Origin of the sequence: Rhizobium sp. R339 (assembly GCF_002211395.1) — a bacterium.
Classification (GTDB): domain Bacteria; phylum Pseudomonadota; class Alphaproteobacteria; order Rhizobiales; family Rhizobiaceae; genus Rhizobium.
In genome coordinates this window covers 284,134-306,339 of record NZ_LOKV01000026.1, presented here as the reverse complement: position 1 = coordinate 306,339, position 22,206 = coordinate 284,134, and the positions used below count along the sequence as shown (strand labels likewise).

Genomic DNA, 22,206 nt, shown 5'->3' with positions numbered 1-22,206 from the left:
TGTCGCAGAGGGAAGATATTTTGACGCAGGCGGGGTGGCGGCCATGAAAAAAGCCGCCCGGTTGAGGGGCGGCTTTTTCATGCGAAGGGTTCGGATTTACTTGTAGACCGCCGGCTGCAGCGGAATTTCCGGCGGCGGTTCATAGCTCGCCTGGGCGCATCCGCCGAAGAGATAGCGGCCACCGACGCGGACTTCATGGGCGCTGAGGCCCTTGTCGCGGCCCGGACCGCCATTTTCGGCATAGCCGAACATGTTGCCGCCATCGATATGCAGGTAGCGGTAGCCGACATCGGCCTTAAAGTTGCAGGTCACGTCGACCGAGGCGCCGGCCATGAGGGCGTAAGTAAAGCGCCAGTTGCCCTTGCCGCCATGGGTGACCTGATCGTCGCAGAAGCTGCCGTCATCGGCGCAGGCGACGTTGCGCAGGTTCTTCCACTTGACGTAGGAGCCACCGATACCGGCGCCGACATAAGGCGTAACGTAGCCATAGGTGCCGAGATCGACATAGGCGTTGGCAAGCAGCGTATAAGCCGTCAGCGAAGAGCGGTCGCTCGACGTGCAATCCACCAGCGGGAAGCCGCATTGCCCGACCGTCGAGCCCTTGAAATCCGCCTGTGTCAGATAATCGAACGTCAGATCGGTGCGCAGATAGCTGTTGATCTGATAACCGACACCGCCGCCGATCGTCCATGCGTCATCAAGGTCGGCGTCGTCGAAATCGACTTCGGTGGCGTTGCTGCCCTGGAAATAGCGCGCGCCGCGCAGATCGGTGAAGGCATAGCCGACATCGCCGCGCAGGTACCAGCCGGTGGCTTCGGTAACCGTCACTTCGGGCGGCTGCTCCGGGATCGGCTCGGCAGGAGCCAAGTCCGCGGAATAGGCGTTTGTCGCGATCAATAATGCGGCGAGGACGCCGGACAAGCTTCTCTTCATGGATCTCACTCCAAAATCCCGTTGCGCCGGCAGGCTCAGTCGCTGCCAATCTGGTACGCTTCGCATGGATAATGAATTGGAAACGTTAAAAGCTGCTTAACCACGATTATTTACTGAAGATCTTGAAGCTTCCGGTAGTGGAAACTTGGATTGACGTGGCAAGTCTTTGAAGCTGCCATCTGACGACGCGATTTCGCTGGCATATGGCGTCAACAAAAAAGCCGGCGCATGCGCACCGGCTCTTCGCGTAATCTATATTCGAAGAATTAAGCAGCCGTCCGGACGTTCGAGATCGTTCCGATCAATTCGTTGACGATGCGCTCGATCTGGGCGCGGTCGTCGCCCTCAGCCATGACTCGGATCAGCGGCTCGGTGCCGGAGGGGCGGATGACGAGGCGGCCGTTCTTGGCGAGTTCGGCTTCGGCATCGGCGATCGCCTTCTGCACCTGGATATCTTCCAGCGGCTTGCCGCCGCTGATGCGAACATTGCGCAGCAGTTGCGGCACAGGCTCGAAGCGGCGGCAGACCTCGCTGACCGTCCGGCCGGTGCGCTTGACGGCGGCAAGGATCTGCAGCGCGGCAACCAGGCCGTCGCCCGTTGTGCCGTAATCCGAGAGCACGATATGGCCGGACTGCTCGCCGCCGACATTGTAATTGTGCTGGCGCATATGCTCGACGACGTAGCGGTCGCCGACCTTCGTGCGGGCGAGCGCCATGCCGCGTTCGTCGAGGAAGCGCTCGAGGCCGAGGTTGGACATCACAGTGGCGACGATGCCGTTGCCGCGCAACTGCTGGTTCTCGGCCCAGCTTTCGGCGATGACGGCCATCAGCTGGTCGCCGTCGACGATCGAACCATTCTCGTCGATGATGATGACGCGGTCCGCATCGCCGTCGAGAGCGATGCCGATATCGGCGCGTACTTCATCAACCTTCTTCTGCAATGCAACCGGGCTGGTGGAGCCGCAATTGAGATTGATGTTGGTGCCGTTCGGCTCGTTGCCGATGGTCACGACGTCGGCGCCGAGCTCCCAGAGCACGGCAGGCGCCACCTTGTAGGCGGCGCCATTGGCGCAGTCGATAGCGATCCGCAGGCCCTGCAGCGTCACGTCACGCGGCAAGGTGCGCTTGGCATGTTCGATATAGCGGTCATGCACGCCGTCAACGCGCTTGGCACGGCCGATATCGTCGGATTTGGCGAGCTGCGCGTTCAGGTCCTTTTCGAGCAGATCCTCGATCTCGGCCTCGATATCGTCGGAGAGCTTGTAGCCATCGGGGCCGAAAAGCTTGATGCCGTTATCCTCGTAAGGATTGTGCGAGGCGGAGATCATCACGCCGATATCGCAGCGCAGGGAGCGCGTCAGCATGGCGACGGCAGGCGTCGGGATCGGGCCGAGAATGAAGGCATCGAGGCCGGCGGCCGTGAAACCCGCGACCATGGCATTTTCGAGCATATAGCCGGAAAGACGCGTATCCTTGCCGATGACGACGCGATGGCGATGGTTGCCGCGGCGGAAGATCGTGCCGGCGGCGATACCGACCCGCATCGCGAGATCCGGCGTCATCGGGAAGACATTGGATTGGCCGCGAATGCCGTCGGTCCCGAAATAGCGTCTTTTCATCTGCACTCCTGCGCTTTCCGCGCGCCATTCAAGGCTGCGCAACATTTCAAGCGAATATGGCTTTCTTGGATCCGTCGTCAGTCCGGGACCCATGAATCAGATCTGCCTCGATTCATCGGGATGCCACAAAACATGGGCATCGGCACGTAAATTACCGAGAAAAATGATTATATCCCGTTACCAATGAAAAAGGCCGGCTTTCCCATGTGGGAAAACCGGCCTTGTCTTGTGGGGTGCCGCCGTTCAATGCGGCTGCGGTTCGAGGCCGCCTTCGGGCTCGTCGCCCTTGGTGGCAGGCCGCGCACCCGCCTTCGGAACGGCTGAGCCGCGGCTCGGCGGAGAGTCGTCACCGAGATCGCGCGAAGGCTTCTCGCCGCGGATCAGCGCCTTGATCTCCTCACCGGTCAGCGTCTCATATTCGAGCAGGCCTTCGGCCAGGGCGACGAATTCATCGTGCTTTTCCGTCAGGATCGTCCGGGCCTGCGTATAGGCTTCGTCGATCAGGCGGCGCACTTCGTTGTCGATCTTCTGCGCGGTGGCTTCCGAAACGTTCTTCGACTGAGAAACCGAGTGACCGAGGAAGACTTCCTGCTGGTTCTCGCCGTAAGCGACCTGACCGAGCTGATCGGAGAAGCCCCATTGCGTGACCATGGCGCGGGCAAGCTTGGTGGCCTGCTCGATGTCCGAGGATGCGCCCGAGGTGATGTTCTCCTTGCCGAAGGTGAGTTCTTCGGCAACGCGGCCGCCCATCATGATGCAGAGGCGCGACACCATCCACTTGTAGCTCATCGAGTAGCGGTCGCCCTCGGGAAGTTGCATGACCATACCGAGCGCACGGCCGCGCGGAATGATCGTTGCCTTGTGCAGAGGATCGGCAACGGCGACGTTGAGCGCGGTGATGGCGTGACCGGCTTCGTGATAGGCGGTGAGCTTCTTTTCCGCCTCGGTCATCGCCGAGGAACGGCGCTCGGCGCCCATCATGATCTTGTCCTTGGCGTCTTCGAACTCCTGCATGGTGACGACGCGCTTGTTGCGGCGGGCGGCCATCAGGGCGGCTTCGTTGACGAGGTTCATCAAATCGGCGCCGGAGAAACCGGGCGTGCCGCGGGCGAGAACCTTGAGATCGACATTCGGCGCCAGCGGAACGTTGCGGGCATGCACCTTCAGGATGCGCTCGCGGCCGACAATGTCCGGGTTCGGCACCACGACCTGCCGGTCGAAACGGCCGGGACGCAGCAGCGCCGGATCGAGAACGTCGGGGCGGTTGGTGGCGGCGATCAGGATCACGCCTTCATTCGCCTCGAAGCCGTCCATTTCGACCAGCAACTGGTTCAGCGTCTGCTCTCGTTCATCATTACCGCCGCCGAGACCGGCGCCGCGATGGCGGCCGACGGCATCGATTTCGTCGATGAAGATGATGCAGGGCGCATTCTTCTTCGCTTGCTCGAACATATCGCGCACGCGGCTTGCGCCGACGCCGACGAACATTTCGACGAAGTCGGAACCCGAGATCGTAAAGAAGGGCACGTTGGCTTCGCCGGCGACCGAGCGGGCGAGAAGCGTCTTGCCGGTGCCCGGAGGGCCGACCAGCAGCACGCCGCGCGGGATCTTGCCGCCGAGACGCTGGAACTTCTGCGGGTCACGCAGGAATTCCACGATTTCCTCGAGATCCTGCTTGGCCTCGTCGACGCCGGCGACGTCTTCAAAGGTCACGCGGCCATGCGCTTCGGTCAGAAGCTTGGCCTTGGACTTGCCGAAGCCCATCGCTCCGCGCGAGCCGCCTTGCATCTGCCGCATGAAGAACAGCCAGACGCCAAGGATAAGCAGCATCGGCAGCAGCGTTCCGAGATAGCTCAGAAAGCCGGAGGACCCATCGGTCTCCGGACGTGCAGTGACAGCAACGTTTTTGGTCTGCAGGCGGTCGAGCAAGCTGTCGTCGATGACGGGCGAATAGGTCTGGAAGTTGTTGTTGTTCTCCAGATAAGTACCGCTCAGCCGGTTGCCCGTGACCACGACTTCCTTCACGCGGCCCGCATCGACCTCACGCAGAAACTGCGAATAAGGGATTTCGCGGGAGCCCGTCTGTGCCGGCGCCGTTTGAAACATACTGAAAAGAGCGATCAGCAGAAGCGCTATGATCGCCCACAAGGCAAAATTACGTAAGTTAGGGTTCATCGAACTCCCCAGCACTGGAACAGCCGCCTCATGGCGACCGTCTTATTCGTTTCTAACATAGGGTTGCGCCAGGCTGTTGCCAAGGCAATCCCCCAAGTCAGATGGTTTTTCCGTCAATACTTCTTAAAGGCAGCCCTGCATAGGGAACCATCGCGAAATCCGCCGAAAGCCTATCTGCAAAGATGAAGTCAAATCGTGTCAAAAAGCGGTCGAAGGGTGCGAAATAGGGCGTTAGGTGGATCGCTGCCGCGGATTCCGGAGATACAGGGACCCCTTGCGCCGATATGGCCGGCGCTGAGGCGATGGCGCGCTTGCATGCGGCTTTGGGCAGGCGCCCGAAATGATGCTCCCTCATTCCTGTGCTTGTCACAGGAATCCAGCCACCGCGCGTCCGCGCGGTGAATGAATCCATACGCAGCGGAAGAGCGCCTTCCGCGCCCAAGGACTTGGGCGCGCTGGATTCCTGTGACAAGCACAGGAATGAGGGGGAGTGTGTAGCTGCGGCTTCGATTGCGATCGGGGCCGCCGACCCATTGCACACATAAAACCTTCCATCCCAGACCCCCGCCTCTCCCGGCCGCAAAGTCATCGGCAATATCCCCCGGCTCTCGCGCGTGAGATAAAGTCCGTCCCGCCTGAGATCGAACACCACTCGGCCGACAGTCATCCGCCCTGGCTCCCCGCCGGTGACGAATGAGAGAAGTCGCTCCATGTGCGCCCTCCCCGGCGCAAACGGCTGCCCACCGAAAACAGCCGTCAGACGGCCGAGCACGTAGTCGAGAACCGCGCGATCCTGCCGCAACCCGTCAGGCATCACCCGCCCGAGCAGGCCGCCGTGAAGCTTGAAATGATGATCCAGCCATTCCGCTCCCTTGGCCGAAAGAGCCAGTCTCTCTTCCCAGACAGCGCTAATATTCCTCTCCGCATCCGCATCTGCCGACAGCTGCCGGCGGATTCGCACACGCTCGTACTTCACATCTTCATTGCTCGGATCGTCGATCCACCCCACGCCCCGCTCTTTGAGGAAAGCACGGATATCGGCCCGGCTGGAAAAGAGAAGCGGACGCAAGATCCAGAAACGCCGGTCGAAGAGCACCCCATCGCCAATACCTGATGAAACCTGTTCCGTTCGCACGCCGCGCATGGCAAGTGTTTCGCGCTGGTCGTCGTATGTGTGTCCGGTGACGATGAGATCGGCGCCAAACGCTTCCGCCGCTTCGGCGAGCAAGCCGTAACGCGCCTCGCGGGCCGCGGCCATGATGCCGGTTTTCGGCTTTTCGCCCTGCCAGGTCATGATGGTGTGGGCAATGCCAAGCGACGTGCAGAGGGCTGCGACTTCTCGCGCCTCGTCTGCGGAGCCGGCGCGCAACGCATGGTCGACGGTCGCAGCGCATAGGGAGATGTTGAGATGCGGTTCGGCCTTCACGGCTTCATCGAGGAGGAGAAACAGACCGGTGGAATCGCTGCCGCCCGAAATCGCGACGAGAATACGCGCGGGGCTTTGGAGCGAGTGGAGAAACTGGCGGATCGCCAGCCGAGGCGATGAGGTGCCCTCCGCGGACATGGCCGAAGGCCTTAACAGGCGAGGCGCTTCTGTTCGCTCGCAACCTTGCTTATGACGGCGCGGGAGGCTTTCGGATAACGCTTGGAGACCTCGCGCAGCGTCGCGCAGGCCGTTTCCTTATTATCGAGGGCGGCAAGCGACATGCCGAGCTTCAGCAGCATCTCCGGCGCCTTCTCCGAGCTGCCGTATTTCTGATGTGCGTTGAGGAAGGTCTTGGCCGCCTCATTATATTTGCCCTGCGAGTAGAGCGCTTCGCCGAGCCAGAAATTGGCGTCCGCTGCGCGCGCGCTGCTCGGGTAACGGGCGATATATTGGTTGAATTCCTGCTCGGCGGTGCCGTAATCGCCCGACAGCACATGGCCATAGGCCGCCTTGTACTGGTCGGCCTCGCTGCCGAGCGAGGCGGTCTGCTGCGGCGTTCCGCCATTGGCATCGGGAATTGGGCCGGAGCCGATGGTGGCATTCTCGTCGACGCTTCCGCCGACCGGATTGCCGTTCTGATCGAACTCGATCGAGCCGAGCTGCTTCGGCGGCTGACCGAGTCCGGTATTCTCAGGCACGCCGTTGGAGGGAGCCGTTTCGGCTCCCTGCGGTGCTTGGATGACCCTGGCAACATCGTCCCCGCCGGACGCTGCCGGAGCCGCATCGGTCTCGCTCTTCTTGACGGGAGCCTTGGCGCCACCGCCGCCGGAACCCGTCTTTTCGAGCTGCTGGAAGCGGAATTCATTGTCTTCCTGCTGCTTGCGGATCGTCTCCTGCATCTGCAGCAGTTGGAAGCTCATCTCCTCGATCCGGCCGTTCAGCTGCCGCAACTGCTCTTCGAGCTGTTGCACGCGAACCTCGGCATCGCCGCTCTGCACCTTGACGACAGGCGGCGCCGCCTGGTTTTCCGCGGACCGGCCGCCGAGATGCAGCCCGAAGAACGAGGCCGAATAGGCCGCCCGCTCGCTCCCGGTCATAGCCGCGAGGCACAGCATGCCTGCCACGACAAGTTTCTTCATATGTATCGTCCTGTCCCAGTGATTCTTCGCGCTTTAGGCGCGAACAGGAGATTTTTCCAATTGCTGTCAAAAAGCAACGGAGTCTGGCCAAAGTGTGGTCAAAAAGAAAAGGCGGCCCCTGACGGGACCGCCTTTCCGAAAACGAATTATAACCGGTGATTACATACCGGCGCCGCCGAGCACGGTAACCGCGCGGCGGTTCTGCGACCAGCAGGAAATATCGTCGCAGACGGCGACCGGACGTTCCTTGCCGTAGGAGATCGTCTTCATGCGCTGCGCCGGAACGCCGCGCGAAGCGAGGTAATCCTTGGCAGCTGCGGCACGGCGGGCGCCGAGAGCAAGGTTGTATTCGCGCGTGCCGCGTTCGTCGGCATGGCCTTCGACGGTGATCTGGTAGTTCGGGTAACGGCCGAGCCACTGAGCCTGACGATCGAGCGTCTGCGAAGCATCGGCGCGGATCGACGAGGAGTCGGTATCGAAGAAGATGCGGTCGCCGACATTGACCGTGAAGTCCTGGGCCGAGCCCGGCGTTGCTGCACCGGCGCCGAGACCCATGTCGCCGGCACTGTTCGGCATGCCGCCATTCTTCTTGTTGGCGCAGCTTGCAAGCGCGAGACCGGCGAGAAGCGCGATCATGACGGGGTTGCGGGCGAAATTCTGCATGCGGCTCATTGCCGGGGTGTGAATTCGGCTCATGGCCGGGTCTCCTTGCGATTTCAGGGTTTCCGGACAGTAACCGCACTCGGTTAACCGCCCCTCAAAGATTATGGTTAACAATTTACTGATTTGTCCCGTAGTCGCCCGGTTTCCATGATTCTAGGGCGACAAAAAGGCATTGCCGCGCCTCTTACTCCAGGAGCGGCGACCAGGCCGGGTCGGAACCGTAGGTCGGCGTCTTCACGAGTTGTTCATTATAGCCGGTCAGGTCGATCGAATAGAGCTGCGGACCGCCCGAGCCCGCCGCCTGGCGGAAGAACATCAGCACGCGGCCGTTCGGCGCCCAGGTCGGGCCCTCATTGTGGAAGCCCGTCGTCAGGATACGTTCGCCCGAACCGTCCGGCTTCATCACACCGATCGAGAACTTGCCGCCGGCCTGCTTGGTGAAGGCGATGAGATCGCCGCGCGGCGACCAGACCGGCGTCGAATAGGAGCCGTCGCCGAAGGAAATGCGGGTCTGGCCGGAACCGTCGGCGTTCATCACATAGATTTGCGGCTTGCCGCCACGGTCGCTCTCGAAGCTGACGCGCGCGCCATCAGGCGAATAGGAGGGCGAGGTATCGATCGCAGCCGTCGAGGTCAGTCGAGTCGTCGTGCGCGAGCGCAGATCCATCGTATAGATGTTGGAATTGCCTTCCTGCTGCAGGCTCATGATCACCTTCTGGCCATCAGGCGAAAAGCGCGGCGAGAACGTCATGCCCGGGAAGTTGCCGACGACTTCGCGCTGCCCGGTTTCGAGCTGCAGCAGATAGACGCGCGGCTGCTGGTTGGCGAAGGACATGTAGGTGACCTCCTGCCGGCTCGGCGAGAAGCGCGGCGTCAGCACAAGGTCGCTGCCATCGGTCAGCATGCGCACATTGAAGCCGTCCTGGTCCATAATCGCAAGCTGGCGCTTGCGCTGCTGCTTGGTGCCGGATTCGGAGACGAAGACGACGCGGGTATCGAAATAACCTTCCTCGCCCGTGATCTGCTTATAGATCGCATCAGCGATGATGTGAGCGACACGCCGCCAGTTCTCCGGCTGCGTATAGAACTGCTGACCGGTCATCTGCTGGCCGGCAAATGTATCCCAGAGGCGGAACTCGGCGCGCAGGCGGCCGTCCGCCTCCTGTGTGACACGACCGGTTACCAGCGCCTGGGCATTGATGACCTTCCAGTCCTCGAAGCGCGGCGAAGCGTCCGGATTGGAGATCTTCTCGATGAAGGCTGTCTTGTTGATCGGCGCAAACAGACCGGACCGTTGCAGGTCGGCAGCGATCACCTGGGACACCTGCGCGCCCATGTTGCCCTGAAGGAAATCCGTCACCGCGATCGGCAGCGGCTGGATATTGCCCTTGTTGATATTGAGCTCGACAAGAGCGTTCGCCGGAGTCGTAAAGGCTGCGGCACCGAGCAGGCCGGCGACGACCATCAGGGCGCGGATGAGGGAACACTTGACCATGTCAAACAAGCCTTTCAGCACTTTATAGGTTCAGTTGGCTGGCGTCGAAGTTCAAAATGACTTCCTTCCAGGCATCGTATTTGTCTTTTGGAAACATCGTGTAAGGAGCTGCGCGGGTGATTGCGCGACGAGCGGCGTCGGTAATGATTTTCCGTGTGCGCTCGCTACCGCCACTGACCTCCGCTTCAGGAGAGCCTATAACGCGACCGTCCTTATCAAGACGCACATGGAAGCTTAGATGAACGCTGCCCGCATCCTTTAAGTCGCCGGGCAGGAAAAAGCGATTTTGAATGGCATTTCGCATCGCATCGATAGCTGCCTCGGTCAAAATCGGTGCTTTTTGATCGCTTTCTTCACGGCTTTTCCTCTCCGCATAGACGCTGAGCGGAAACGCAAAAGTGGCCATGAATATCGTCAGGATTCCGACGGCCTTCGGCAGATGGCATAAGCTTCTCAGCATCTAGATTCCAAAATCGCTTGCGTCGAAGGTAAGACGCATTTCGTTCCAGCCGTTCTCGCCTTCATACTTATCTGCTGGCAAATTCTTGAGAGGAGATGATTTCATGACAGCGCGATAAACGCTGCTCTTAAGAGCTTGACGTGTCGCATCCGGCCCACCTGTCGCAATGACCTCTGGATCGCCAACGACATTCCCAGCTTGATCGAGTTGAAAACGAACCTGAAGCTGCACTTCGCTAGCACCTGCTAGCCCTGAAACAACACTCCAGTTGCTGGAAATCTGGCTGCGTACAGCATCCTCCTCGCTCTGGCTGAGTTTGGCTCCGCTGTTGCTCTTCTTGTTCCCCAGCGAGGCTTCCTGCGTCGAGCGCTTGGCGCCGCCGGCGGAAGGATCGGTCTTGTTCAGCAGAGCCGAAATCTCGTCGGCGTTGAAATCGCTCTTCATCGTCGAAGCCGATTTCGCCACTTCCTGCTTCTTGTCGGCCTTCTTCTTGTCCGTCGGTTTTTCGGCGGCCTTTGGCTCATCCGCCGGCTTTTCAGGCGGCTTCTCGGCAGCTTTTTGGGGTTCCGGGGGCTTTACCTGCGGCTTAACGACGGGCGTCGGCACCTTGTCCGGCAATGCTTCCGCATCGGGCTTCGGCGGCTCCTCAGGCTTTGCCTGTTCTTCCGGCGGCTTTTCCTCCGGCTTCGGCGGCGTCACTTCGACGGGTTTTGGCGGCGGAATGGAGGCGACCTCCTTCGGCTGCTCGACCTCGGTCTCTTCCTTGTTGACTTCCTTGACGTCGTTCGGCTTCGGATCGGTTGTCGGCAGCGGTTTTTCGCTCGAATTCGCTGCCGCAGCCTCGGTATTGCTCGGCTTTGCGTTCGGAACCGGCGGCGTCTTCAGGTCGATATTGTTGTCGCCGGCGTTCTCCGCCGGCTGCGGGATCGGCGGGCGTGTCGTCGGCACGGGCGCGGACGTTTCCTTCTTCGGAGCCGTCTTTTCGCCCTGCTGCATCTGGGTAATGGATTCCACCGGCACCAGATCGACCGGCATCGCCTCGAAATCCTCCACCTTGAAGGATTCCGGGGCGCCGAGCGATACCATCGCCCAGGTCAGCACCAGGCAATGCAGAACAGCAGATGTGACGACGCTGGCCTTCATTTTGAGCGTTACTGGTCCTTCTTCTGCTGCGTCACGAGGCCGATATTCTTGAAACCGGCCCCCTGGATGCGCGCCATAACGTCGGCGATGACGCCGTAGGGCGCCGTTGCATCGCCGCGCACGAAGATGCGTTCGTTATAGCCGGTGGTCGCGATCGCCTCGAGCTTGGCGGCGATCTCGGCCGCCGGGATCGGCGTTTCCTGCAGGAACACCTCGCCGTCGTTCTTGACGGAGATGGTGATCGGCTGCGTCTCGGAATTCAGCGCCTTGGCCTGCGTTTCCGGCAGGTCGATCGGCACGCCGACGGTCATCATCGGTGCTGCGACCATGAAGATGATCAGAAGCACGAGCATGACGTCGACGAGCGGCGTCACGTTGATTTCGGAGATGACGGCCTTGTTCCGACCGCCGCGACGGCGGCGTCCGCCGCCCCCGCCGCCATTGCCTCCAACAGCCATACCCATGTCAGAATACTCCGTTGGTTACTGCGCAGCAGCACGCGGCTGCAGCTTCTCGTCGATCTGGCGCGAAAGTATGGCGGAGAATTCATCCGCGAAACCTTCCATGCGCGCCGAGAGCTTGCCGGCGTCGGCGGAGAACTTGTTGTAGGCGATAACCGCCGGGATAGCGGCGACGAGGCCGATCGCGGTGGCGAGCAGCGCTTCGGCGATACCGGGCGCGACGACCGCAAGATTGGTCGACTTCGAGCCGGCGATCGCCTGGAACGAGGTCATGATACCGACGACCGTGCCGAAGAGGCCGATGAACGGACCGGCAGAGCCGATGGTCGCAAGCGATCCGAGACGGGCGCCGAGATATTCGGTTTCGCGGGCGAGCGTCACGTCCATCGCGCGGTCGATACGCATCTGCAGGCCGATCGGCGAGCGGGCGCCGCGTTCGAAGGATTTCTTCCATTCGCGCATGGCCGCAACGAAGATCGCCGCCAGGCCGGTATTGTTGCGCTCCGACAGCGAGCGGTAGAGTTCTTCCAGCGACTGGCCCGACCAGAAAACCTGCTCGAACTTATCGAACTGCCGCCGGGCGCGGCCATAGGCCAGGTATTTGTCGATGACGATCGCCCAGGTCCACACAGAGGCTGCGATGAGCCCGAGCATGACGAGCTTGACGACGACGCCGGCCTGCATGAAAAGCGACCAGAGGCTGACGTCCGTCGTGGCTGCTGCCAATCCTACTTGTTCCATTGATCCAAAATCCTCGAATCCAAACGCCCGGCACAGGACCGGGCGGCACAAAGTGATCTCGCAAGAAGTGTCTGGCGGCCGCTGCCCAAAGCCCTGGTCAAGCTTCCAAGCTCATCTTCCGCCTTCTTGCCGTCAAATTTGGTCAAAGGAAGGCGTCTACCGCCCAAACTCCGACTTTCCGAGTAAGACACTATTATGGTTAATAGATCGTTAGTGCGGGACTGTGACAGTAAGCCTATTTTCGGGAGATTTTGTTCCATGGATTACTTGACCGGAACCAAGTCCGGCTGCCGAAAGAGCGCTCATCCTGCGGCGCGGGAATTCCTTCACATAAAGTTCAAGTTTTGACAAGCCCGCATTTCCAGCGATTCGGGCTATAGCGGCTGGCTGCCTTCCAGGAATTTTGCCGCCAGCGTTTCCGGCAGCCGCCTCGGCCGCCCCTTGGCGTTGATGACGGCGATGATCACCTTGGCTGATATCAGCAGCGTCTCGCCCGAGCGGATCTGCTGATTGAGGACCATCTTGGCGCCGCCGGCCTTTTCCGTGTGCGTCAGGATCGTCAGCACGTCGTCCATGCGCGCCGGGCTCTTGAAGTCGATTTCCATCCGGTGCACGACGAAGACGAGGCCCTCCTCGTCGGCGCTGACGAGCTCGCGCTGCTCAACGCCGAGGCAGCGCAGATAGTCCGTGCGGCCGCGCTCGAGGAAATGCAGATAGCGGGCGTGATAAACCAGGCCGGAGAAATCCGTATCTTCATAATAGACCCGCTGGAGGAGGCGGTGTCCGGCCTCCGTCAGCTCTCCCGAAATGGAAAAAGGGCGTTCCGTCATAATTTTCTCCAAACTCCGGTGCCCTCTTTGGCGCAACGCTTTCCGACAGGCAAGCATTGAATGCCCGGCATGCAGGCATTGAATGCGCCGCCGGCAGGCATTGAATGATTGTCACAATTCCTAACTATTCCCGATAACGAGCGACCGATCAGGAGACGATGCGATGAAGATTGCGGTGATGGGCGGAGACGGTTTCATTGGTTGGCCCACCTCTCTCCACCTTTCGGATGCCGGTCACGACATCCATATCCTCGACAATCTCTCGCGCCGCTGGATCGACACCGAACTCGGTGTTCAATCGCTGACGCCGATGGATTCGATCCAGGAGCGTACCCGCATCTGGCATGCGGAAACGGGACGTCGCATCCATTTCAACCTGATCGATCTCGCCAAGGATTACGAGCTGCTGAAAAAGTGGCTTTCGGAGCATCGGCCCGATGCCATCATCCATTTCGCCGAACAACGCGCCGCGCCCTATTCGATGAAGAGCGACCGCCACAAGAACTACACTGTCAACAACAACGTCAGCGCCACGCACAACCTGCTGAACGCGCTGACGGAGCTGAACCTCGACGCTCACCTGATCCATCTCGGCACCATGGGCGTCTACGGCTATTCGACGGTCGGCGCCGCGATCCCCGAGGGTTACCTGCCCGTCGGCATCGAAACGGCGGCCGGCGAGACCGTCAGCCAGGAAATCCTCTATCCCTCCAATCCGGGCTCGATCTACCACATGACCAAGTGCCTGGATCAGCTTCTCTTCCAGTTCTACGCCAAGAACGACGGCCTGAGGATCACCGACCTGCACCAGGGCATCGTCTGGGGCACGCATACCGAGCAGACGCGCCGCCACGCGCAGCTGATCAACCGTTTTGATTATGACGGCGATTACGGCACCGTGCTGAACCGCTTCCTCATCCAGGCTGCGATCGGCTATCCCCTGACGGTCCACGGCACCGGCGGCCAGACCCGCGCCTTCATTCATATCCAGGATTCCGTGCGCTGCATCGAGCTGGCGCTCAAGAATCCTCCGGCTCGCGGCGCCCGCGTCGAAATCTTCAACCAGATGACGGAAACCCATCGGGTGCGCGACCTTGCCCAGATAATCGCGGGGATCAGCGGCGCCAAGGTCGCCTGGCTGCCCAATCCGCGCAAGGAAGCCCCGGAAAACGAGCTGATCGTCAGGAACGAGAAGTTCCTCGACCTCGGTCTCGATCCGATCACCCTGGAAACCGGCCTGCTCGGAGAGATCGTCGACGTGGCGAAAAAATTCGCCTATCGCGTCGACCGCGCGCGTGTGCCTGCTGTCTCCGCCTGGACCAGAGATATCGCCGCGACGATCGACCACGATCCGGAAGGCAAGCGGCTGAAGTCCGTCTCGTGAGCACGAAAGCACTTGTATTGGGAGGTGGAGCAACCAGAAACTCCCTCATTCCTGTGCTCGTCACAGGAATCCAGCCACGGCGCGTCCGCGCCGTGAATGAATCATTACATCAAGGAAAAAAGTCTTTCGCGCCCAAAGACTTGGGCGCACTGGATTCCTGTGACGAGCACAGGAATGAGGGAGGGCGGTGATGGCCCACGTTACCACACAGCCACGCCAGCGTTTCGCCTACGTCACCCTCGTCACCAATGCCGACTACGCCATGGGCGCGACCGCGCTCGCCCGTTCCTTGCGCCGAACCTGCACCAGCGCCGACATTGTCATCCTCCATACCGGCGGGGTCGATCAGACCGCCCTTGCCCCGCTTGAGACACTCGGCTGCCAACTGATCGAAGTCGAGCACCTGCCACTCTCTGATGCCTTCAACGAACGCCACGCCCGCGGCCGGCTCCATTCCGCGGCCCCCTTCACCAAGGGCTGCAAGCCGGTTTTCCATTCGCCGCTCGACAATTTCTGCAAGCTCAGGCTCTGGCAGCTCGTCGAATATGAGCGCTGCGTCTTCATCGATGCGGACGCTCTCGCGCTGAAGAACGTCGACAAGCTCTTTCTCTATCCGGAATTCTCAGCCGCTCCCAATGTCTACGAAAGCCTCGCCGACTTCCACCGGATGAACTCGGGCGTCTTCGTCGCCAAGCCCTCGCATGACACATTCCGGCACATGCTCGAGCGGCTCGACAGGCCGGACGCCTTCTGGAGGCGGACGGACCAGACGTTTCTGGAGACTTTCTTCCCGGATTGGCACGGCCTGCCGGTCTATTTCAACATGCTGCAATATGTATGGTTCACCATGCCCGGCCTTTGGGACTGGAAGAGCATTTCGATCTTGCATTACCAGTATGAAAAACCGTGGGAAAAGGATCATCCCAAGGCGGCGCGGCTACAACCTTTGATCGATTTGTGGCACCGTTTCCATGAGAATGGCGACGTACCTGAGATTGCGGCGCTGGCCAATCCGGAAGGGACGGCATGAAGGTACTGGTATCGGGCGGAACGGGCCTCGTCGGCCGTTATGTCGTCGAGGAACTGCTGGCCGCCGGATATCAGGTGATCGTCGGCGGGCGCCGTGCGCCCCATCCCCGCCTCTTCTCCCGCCCGGTCGAATTCGCAGCGCTGTCCCTCGATCCCGACAAGGATCAGATCGACGTCTTCGATGATGCCTATTTCTTCGTCCACGCCGCCTTCAGCCATGTTCCCGGCAAATATCGCGGCGGCGAGGGCGACGATCCGAAAAGCTTTCAGAAACTGAACCTCGACGGCACCGTCCGGCTTTTCGAAGCCGCCAAACGCGCCGGTACGCGCCGCTGCGTCTTCCTCTCCAGCCGCGCCGCCTATGGCGACCATCCCCCGGGAACCGAGCTTGCCGAAGCGATGCTGACGGAGCCCGAGACGCTCTACGGCCGGGTGAAGCTCGATGCCGAACGGGCGCTCGCTCATCTCGCAGCCCCCGGTTTTGCCGGCGTCAGCCTGAGGGCGACCGGCGTCTATGGCGATCTCCTTCCAAACAAATGGGACGGTCTCATCGCCGATTACCTCGCCGGCCGGCCGGTCGCCGTCCGTGCAGGAACCGAAGTTCACGGCCGCGACCTCGGGCGTGCGGTGCGGCTGATGCTGGAAATGGAAAGCAACCGCATCTCCGGCGAGGTCTTCAACGTCTCGGATATATCGGTCGATACCAACGATATCCTCTCGCCCATCCGCCGCGAGACGGACTGTCGGCACGCCCTGCCTGCCCCTGGCGACAGGGCGATGCTGAACCCCATGAGCACGGCAAAAATCCGCGCGCTCGGCTGGGCGCCCGGCGGAACCGCTCTGTTCGAAGAGACGATGCAGCGGCTTGCCGCCGGTCTGCCGGAATCCTAAAGGCAGGTCCACGCAAGTCTGACATTGCAGGATGCGCCCGAATCGTCATCGGGGCCCGAACTGCCATTCGGGGGATTGTCCATGCAGGTCGCAACCACATCAGCTTCCGTCATCTTGGGCGGCACGGCTTCGGCAGCGGCAACATCCGCCACTGAAACCGAAGCCGATCAGGGCGTGTTGAAGTTGCAGCGCGCCGCTGTGGCACTGCAGCAGATGCGCCAGACCCTGGCGAACTCGGAGGACGAAGCCAAGGCGAAGGCACAGCGCAAGCTCGACGAGGCAAAACAGCAGCTGGAAATGCTGAAGAGCTCCAACATGCCTCCCGAGATCGTCGCTCGCCTCGCCGCCGAACTGGCGCGCAAGGTTGGCACCGCTGCCTCCGAATTCGCGGCGGCGGTCGCAACCGGCAGCCCGGCCACGGCTGTTCCGGCGGATGCAGCCACAGATCCCGCGGCTGCGGCAACGAGCGGCGCCGAAGCTGCCTTGACGGACACCACGGCGGAAACCGCCGCGCCGGAACCGACCGACGCCGCCGAGGCTCGCAAAGCCTATGAGAGCACCGTGGAGGAAAGCCCGAAATTTTCAGGCATTTCGGCCGACGATCGCGAGTCGATGGAAGAATTCAAGGAAATTGTCCACGAACTCAAGCAGCTCCTCGATAAGGCCATGCGCGAACTGCGCCAGCAGGACCGGCAGGCAGGCGCCTATACCTCTGCCGACATAGCAGCCTTCTCCACCGGCGCTGCGGCGATACCGACGAGCATCGTCGTCTGACCGCAGCAGACGAGACGGAAAACCGGCGCGCTCCCGTCGCAGCCGGCATTGCATCACTCACCCAGCCGTTTATGCTCGGCGAACTTTCCCATATTCGGCAGATCCGATGACCGCTAGAGAATTGAAAGCGCAATTGCGTAACGAACGGCTGGCCGCGCGCGACGCCATCCCCGCCGAGGAACGCACCTCCAAAAGCTTTGCCATGGCCGATCACGCCGGCGAGTCAGTCGCCTTCGCAGCGGGCACGATCATCTCCGGCTTCCTGCCGATCCGGTCGGAGGCCGATCTCAGGCCGCTGATGGCCCGCTTTGCGGCGCGCGGTGCGCGGCTCTGCGTACCGGCGATCCTCGACAAGCAGACCATCGCCTTTCGCGAACTGGCGGAAGATGTGCCGCTTATCTCCACGGGCTTCGGCACGGTCGGCCCCGCCGCCGACGCCGCCGTTCTCGACCCGGAGATCATGCTGGTGCCGCTTTCGGCCTTCGATACACGCGGCCATCGTATCGGCTATGGCGCGGGCTATTACGACCGCGCCATCAGCCGGCTGAGAGAGAAAGGCCTGCATCCGAAGCTGATCGGCATTGCATTTGACTGCCAGGAAGTGGCACATGTGCCCGACGAGCCGCATGACATAAGCCTGGATGCCATCCTGACAGAAAGCGGCCTTCGCTTTTTTGCCTCTTGGATTGGATAGGGAATGCGGCTGCTTTTTCTGGGTGACATGGTCGGCAAGACGGGACGCACCGCGGTCTGGGACCGCCTCCCCGGCCTGATCTCCGACCTCAGGCTCGATTTCGTCGTCGTCAACGGCGAGAATGCCGCCGGCGGCTTCGGCATCACCGAGGACATCTTTCTGGAAACGATCAATGCCGGCGCCGACGTGGTGACGACGGGCAATCACGTCTGGGACCAGAAGGAAGCCGTCGCCTTTGCCGGGCGGCACGATCAGTTTCTGCGCCCGGCCAATTATCCGCAAGGCACGCCGGGGCGCGGCTCCGGGCTTTTCTATGCCAGGAACGGCGCACGCGTGCTCGTCGCCAATGTCATGGGCCGGGTCTTCATGCATCCGGAACTCGACGATCCCTTCAAGTCGGCAGAGGTGATCCTCGATGCCTGCCCGTTGAAGGAGCAGGCCGATGCGATCATCTTCGATTTCCATGCGGAAGCGACCAGCGAAAAGCAGTGCTTCGGCCATTTCGTCGACGGCCGAGCCAGCTTCGTCGTCGGCACCCACACACATGTGCCGACGGCCGATGCGCAGATCCTCAACGGCGGCACCGCCTATATGTCGGATGCCGGCATGTGCGGCGATTACGACTCCTCCCTCGGCATGGACAAGGAGGAGCCGCTGAACCGCTTCATCTCCAAGATGCCGAAGGGCCGCATGGAAGCGGCGAGCGGCCCGGCGACGATCTGCGGCGTCGGCGTGGAGATTTCCGATGCCACGGGATTGGCCGAAAAGATCGCGCCGCTCCGGCTCGGCCCGCGGCTGGCCGAAACGGTGCCGGAATTCTGGCGGTAGGCACCTGCGCCAACACGCAATTGTGAGCATTCCCAGTCTGGACCGCTGCGACCTCATGCCGCATCCTCCGGCCGCTAAATGAAAGCGCCGGAGGGGGGTGGCATGAAGCCGCAATATCTTATCCTCGCTATCGCATGCCTTGCGGCCCTCGCCGCCGCAAGCCCTTCAAGTGCGCAGGAGCAGCGCAAACCTGTCAGCCACTGCCAGGCGATCGCGCAGAACATTCCCAAGGTGACCTTCGCAAGCTTCTCCGCCGCCCCACCCGCAACGCCGGCCGTCTCCGAGGGCGAGGACGTCAAACTCGCCTTTCTCGGCCACTCCACCTTCGAGATCGAGACGCCAGCAGGCATCATCATCGCCACGGATTACAATGGCTGGTACAGGCCGGTGACGACGCCTGATGTCGTGACCATGAACAAGGCCCACACGACCCACTTCACGCTGACGCCTGATCCTGGGATCAAACATGTGCTGCATGGCTGGAGCGACGTTCCGGATGGGAAGGCCGATATCAGCCTCGTCGTCGGCGACGCCTATATCCGCAATGTCACGACCGATATCCGCTTCAGCTACGGCCTCGGCGGTTCGCAGCAGGACGGCAATTCCATTTTCATTTTCGAGGTTGCCGGCCTCTGCATCGGCCATCTCGGCCATTTGCATTACGAACTGACGGACACGCATTATACGGAAATCGGGCGTCTCGATGTCGTCATGGTGCCGGTGGACGGCGGCCTCACCATGGGGGCTGACAGCATGAGCCGCGTCATCAAGCGGTTGCGTTCCTCGCTGATCCTGCCGATGCATCGCCGCGGTCCGCCGGTCAATGCCTTCGTCTCCATGTTCGGCAAGGATTTTGATATCGCCTATGCCCCGGACGACAGCATCACCGTTTCCATGCGCACGCTGCCGAAAAAGCCGCTGATTTATGTGATGAAGGGCGTGCAATAAAAAGCCCGGCAGCTTGCGTGCCGGGCATTGTGTCAGGCAAATTGCAGGTGGCGCTTGACGCCAACGTCGGGCATCTTGTCGTCATCGAGATTGGCCTTGGCGATTTCCCAGCCGAATTTGAGCGTGCTGCCGGTGGAAACCCAGATCTCGGCATCGTCGACATGCAGGGAAAGCATGGTGAGCTTCGGGTCCTTCTTGCCGCCATCATACCAGGCGGCCACGACAGAACTCCAGTATTCCTCGATTTTCGCAGGGTCGGGGCGCACTTCGATCATGCCGGCCAGGCAGGCGTGATAATCGTGATCCTTGCCGATGAGGCAGAAATGCGCGCGGCTGCCGGGCTTGATGGCGCGGACGATATCGGCGTCGGTCTTGGTGAAGAACCAGATCGTATTGGTGGTCGGATCGGCATGCGGCGCCATCGGCTGCATGTGCATATCAAGCCCTGATATGCCGAGCATGCCGGCATGGACACCGTTGACCTGATCCCAAAGCTGACGTGCCGGTTGTTCCCGCGCCTCGCTGAGACTTGCCATGACCGTTCCTTTCCATCGAATGAAGTTCGGTTGAAACGTCATCCCATGGCCTTTGTTCCGAACTGCTTTTTCCTTGAACGCCTGCCGTTTCGCTCTTATAAGGCGGCCCATTCCGAACAATGAGACGTGAACAGGGGTGCCATGGCTGGCCATTCACAGTTTAAAAACATCATGCACCGCAAAGGCCGTCAGGATGCCGTGCGGTCGAAAATGTTCTCCAAGCTTGCGCGCGAAATCACCGTTGCCGCCAAGGCCGGCCTGCCCGACCCGACGATGAATGCCCGTCTCCGCCTGGCGATCCAGAACGCCAAGGCCCAGTCGATGCCGAAGGACAATATCGACCGCGCCATCAAGAAGGCAGCCGGCGCCGATGGCGAAAACTACGATGAAGTCCGTTACGAGGGTTACGGCCCCGGCGGCACGGCGATCATCGTCGAAGCCCTGACCGACAACCGCAACCGCACCGCCTCCAACGTCCGCTCGATCTTCACCAAGGCCGGCGGCGCCCTCGGCGAAACCGGTTCCGTGTCCTTCTCCTTCGACCATGTCGGCGAAATCACCTACAAGCTTTCCGCCGGCGACGCCGACAAGATGATGGAAGCCGCGATCGAAGCCGGCGCGGACGACGTCGAAACCGACGAGGACGGCCACTACATCACCTGCGCCTTCGAAGCTCTCGGCGAAGTGTCGAAAGCCCTGGAAGCAAGCCTCGGCGAAGCCGAAACCGTCAAGGCCGTCTGGCGCGCCCAAAACAACGTGCCGGTGGACGAGGAAAAGGCCCAGTCGCTGATGAAGCTGATCGACAGCCTGGAAGACGATGACGACGTGCAGAACGTCTATTCCAACTTCGAGGTTTCGGAAGAGGTTCTGGCCAAGCTTTCGGCCTGAGTTTCTCGGACCACCGTCAATGGAAAAACCCGGCGCTGACGCCGGGTTTTCTGTTTCCGGGAAGATGTTAAGCGGCAGCCCGCAGGAAGTTTCCCAGCCCCGCGAACAGCTCCACCGATCTCAGCCGCGCCTCGATGTCATGGATCGGCATCGAGATGATCACCTCGTCGGCCTGGGTTTCGCGTAGAAACTCCGTCAGCTTCGCCTCCGCCGTCTTCGGCGCGCCCACCACGGCATAGCGCAGCGTGTGCTCGACATTCATCTTCTCCATCGGCGACCAGAAGCCCTCCATATCGGCGACGGGGCGCGGGAACGGACCGCGGACATTGCGGCGCAGATTGACGAACTGCTGCTCGGCGGAGGTGAAATGATACCGCGCCTCCTCGTCCGTTTCCGCCACCGCCCCCATGACTCCGACCATCACATAGGGCTTGTCGAGCGTCGCCGAAGGCTGGAAACGGTCGCGGTAGATCGCGATGGCGTCGAGCAGCATATCGGGCGCGAAATGCGAGGCGAAGGCATAGGGAAGCCCGAGCATGGCGGCAAGCTGGGCGCTGTAGAGGCTGGAGCCGAGCAGCCAGATCGGGATATGCGAGCCGTTGCCGGGAACCGCCAGGATCGCCTGGTTCTCGACCGGCGTGCCGAGCAGCTGCTGCAGTTCGACCACGTCGTTCGGGAAACTGTTGGCGCCTGCCTCGAGATTGCGCCGCAGCGCCTGGGCCGTGCGCATATCCGTCCCCGGCGCGCGGCCAAGGCCGAGATCGATGCGGCCAGGGAAGAGCGCTTCCAGCGTGCCGAACTGCTCGGCAATGACGAGCGGTGAATGATTGGGCAGCATGATGCCGCCGGAACCGATGCGGATGTGCTTTGTCGCCGCCCCGACATGGCCGATGACGACAGCGGTGGCGGCACTGGCAATCCCCGGCATGCCGTGATGTTCGGCGAGCCAGAAGCGTTTGTAACCGAATTCCTCGGCCTTGCGCGCCATCCGCGCCGAGCTCTCGAGCGACTGGCTGACGGTGCTGCCTTCGGCAACGGGGGAAAGGTCGAGTATGGAGAAGGGAACCATGGGAAACCTGCCGGGCAGTTGAACGGTGCCGTCTATGTAGGTTGGCGCCGCCGCCATTCCAAACCGTGCAGGCAAACAAA

At 61.3% G+C, this 22,206-nt stretch carries 22 protein-coding genes; 8 read left to right on the top strand and 14 right to left on the bottom strand.

Annotated elements, in window-relative coordinates; all coding sequences use genetic code 11:
* Window positions 1-96: 96 nt before the first annotated feature.
* The 12 genes from ATY76_RS28420 to ybgC all read right to left on the bottom strand — a co-directional run bounded on the left by ATY76_RS28420 (window position 97) and on the right by ybgC (window position 13,085).
* A complete protein-coding gene (locus ATY76_RS28420; protein ID WP_088677982.1) occupies window positions 97-933 on the bottom strand; it encodes an outer membrane protein in 837 nt (278 codons plus the stop codon).
* Window positions 934-1,199: 266 nt separating this feature from the next.
* On the bottom strand, window positions 1,200-2,552 hold the full coding sequence (glmM, locus tag ATY76_RS28415) for a phosphoglucosamine mutase (RefSeq protein WP_088678054.1): 1,353 nt from the start codon (window positions 2,550-2,552) through the stop codon (window positions 1,200-1,202).
* A gap of 243 nt (window positions 2,553-2,795) precedes the next feature.
* Entirely contained in the window at window positions 2,796-4,727 is a 1,932-nt protein-coding gene (gene ftsH, locus ATY76_RS28410) for an ATP-dependent zinc metalloprotease FtsH (protein ID WP_088677981.1), read from the bottom strand.
* Between the two features lie 97 nt (window positions 4,728-4,824).
* Entirely contained in the window at window positions 4,825-6,291 is a 1,467-nt protein-coding gene (gene tilS, locus ATY76_RS28405; RefSeq protein ID WP_088677980.1) for a tRNA lysidine(34) synthetase TilS, read from the bottom strand.
* A gap of 11 nt (window positions 6,292-6,302) precedes the next feature.
* On the bottom strand, window positions 6,303-7,292 hold the full coding sequence (gene ybgF, locus ATY76_RS28400; protein ID WP_088677979.1) for a tol-pal system protein YbgF: 990 nt from the start codon (window positions 7,290-7,292) through the stop codon (window positions 6,303-6,305).
* A gap of 159 nt (window positions 7,293-7,451) precedes the next feature.
* A complete protein-coding gene (pal, locus tag ATY76_RS28395) occupies window positions 7,452-7,988 on the bottom strand; it encodes a peptidoglycan-associated lipoprotein Pal (RefSeq protein WP_088677978.1) in 537 nt (178 codons plus the stop codon).
* A gap of 151 nt (window positions 7,989-8,139) precedes the next feature.
* Entirely contained in the window at window positions 8,140-9,450 is a 1,311-nt protein-coding gene (gene tolB, locus ATY76_RS28390) for a Tol-Pal system beta propeller repeat protein TolB (protein WP_088677977.1), read from the bottom strand.
* Window positions 9,451-9,472: 22 nt separating this feature from the next.
* Window positions 9,473-9,910 carry a hypothetical protein gene (locus tag ATY76_RS28385; RefSeq protein WP_088677976.1) on the bottom strand — a complete coding sequence of 146 codons (438 nt, stop codon included), beginning with the start codon at window positions 9,908-9,910 and terminating at the stop codon, window positions 9,473-9,475.
* Window positions 9,911-11,053, bottom strand: a complete 1,143-nt coding sequence (locus ATY76_RS28380) for a hypothetical protein (protein WP_088677975.1) — start codon at window positions 11,051-11,053, stop codon at window positions 9,911-9,913.
* 8 nt (window positions 11,054-11,061) lie between these two features.
* The gene (gene tolR, locus ATY76_RS28375; RefSeq protein ID WP_003566333.1) at window positions 11,062-11,517 is read right to left on the bottom strand and encodes a protein TolR; all 456 of its coding nucleotides are present in this window, start codon (window positions 11,515-11,517) and stop codon (window positions 11,062-11,064) included.
* An 18-nt stretch (window positions 11,518-11,535) separates the two neighbouring features.
* Window positions 11,536-12,255 carry a protein TolQ gene (gene tolQ / locus ATY76_RS28370; RefSeq protein WP_088677974.1) on the bottom strand — a complete coding sequence of 240 codons (720 nt, stop codon included), beginning with the start codon at window positions 12,253-12,255 and terminating at the stop codon, window positions 11,536-11,538.
* A 374-nt stretch (window positions 12,256-12,629) separates the two neighbouring features.
* The gene (ybgC, locus tag ATY76_RS28365) at window positions 12,630-13,085 is read right to left on the bottom strand and encodes a tol-pal system-associated acyl-CoA thioesterase (RefSeq protein WP_088677973.1); all 456 of its coding nucleotides are present in this window, start codon (window positions 13,083-13,085) and stop codon (window positions 12,630-12,632) included.
* 163 nt (window positions 13,086-13,248) lie between these two features.
* On the opposite strand from ybgC, the gene ATY76_RS28360 reads away from it, so the two are divergent.
* From ATY76_RS28360 to ATY76_RS28330, 7 genes are all read left to right on the top strand, one after another.
* Complete coding sequence (locus ATY76_RS28360) at window positions 13,249-14,469, top strand: NAD-dependent epimerase/dehydratase family protein (protein WP_088677972.1); 1,221 nt, start codon at window positions 13,249-13,251, stop codon at window positions 14,467-14,469.
* Window positions 14,470-14,659: 190 nt separating this feature from the next.
* A complete protein-coding gene (locus tag ATY76_RS28355; protein ID WP_088677971.1) occupies window positions 14,660-15,499 on the top strand; it encodes a glycosyltransferase in 840 nt (279 codons plus the stop codon).
* Complete coding sequence (locus tag ATY76_RS28350) at window positions 15,496-16,389, top strand: NAD(P)-dependent oxidoreductase (RefSeq protein ID WP_088677970.1); 894 nt, start codon at window positions 15,496-15,498, stop codon at window positions 16,387-16,389. The genes ATY76_RS28355 and ATY76_RS28350 overlap by 4 nt, the downstream gene beginning before the upstream one ends.
* Before the next feature lie 81 nt (window positions 16,390-16,470).
* On the top strand, window positions 16,471-17,163 hold the full coding sequence (locus tag ATY76_RS28345; RefSeq protein ID WP_088677969.1) for a hypothetical protein: 693 nt from the start codon (window positions 16,471-16,473) through the stop codon (window positions 17,161-17,163).
* Window positions 17,164-17,269: 106 nt separating this feature from the next.
* Complete coding sequence (locus ATY76_RS28340) at window positions 17,270-17,857, top strand: 5-formyltetrahydrofolate cyclo-ligase (RefSeq protein ID WP_088677968.1); 588 nt, start codon at window positions 17,270-17,272, stop codon at window positions 17,855-17,857.
* A 3-nt stretch (window positions 17,858-17,860) separates the two neighbouring features.
* Entirely contained in the window at window positions 17,861-18,685 is an 825-nt protein-coding gene (locus ATY76_RS28335) for a TIGR00282 family metallophosphoesterase (RefSeq protein ID WP_088677967.1), read from the top strand.
* Window positions 18,686-18,787: 102 nt separating this feature from the next.
* Complete coding sequence (locus ATY76_RS28330) at window positions 18,788-19,633, top strand: MBL fold metallo-hydrolase (protein WP_088677966.1); 846 nt, start codon at window positions 18,788-18,790, stop codon at window positions 19,631-19,633.
* Window positions 19,634-19,665: 32 nt separating this feature from the next.
* On the opposite strand, the gene ATY76_RS28325 is transcribed toward ATY76_RS28330, so the two are convergent.
* Window positions 19,666-20,169: a pyridoxamine 5'-phosphate oxidase family protein gene (locus ATY76_RS28325; protein WP_088677965.1), complete on the bottom strand. Its 504-nt coding sequence runs from the start codon at window positions 20,167-20,169 to the stop codon at window positions 19,666-19,668.
* Between the two features lie 141 nt (window positions 20,170-20,310).
* On the opposite strand from ATY76_RS28325, the gene ATY76_RS28320 reads away from it, so the two are divergent.
* Window positions 20,311-21,057: a YebC/PmpR family DNA-binding transcriptional regulator gene (locus ATY76_RS28320; RefSeq protein WP_088677964.1), complete on the top strand. Its 747-nt coding sequence runs from the start codon at window positions 20,311-20,313 to the stop codon at window positions 21,055-21,057.
* A gap of 67 nt (window positions 21,058-21,124) precedes the next feature.
* Here the strand turns inward: ATY76_RS28320 and ATY76_RS28315 are convergent, their stop codons facing one another.
* The gene (locus ATY76_RS28315; protein WP_088677963.1) at window positions 21,125-22,126 is read right to left on the bottom strand and encodes an LLM class flavin-dependent oxidoreductase; all 1,002 of its coding nucleotides are present in this window, start codon (window positions 22,124-22,126) and stop codon (window positions 21,125-21,127) included.
* Window positions 22,127-22,206: the final 80 nt, after the last annotated feature.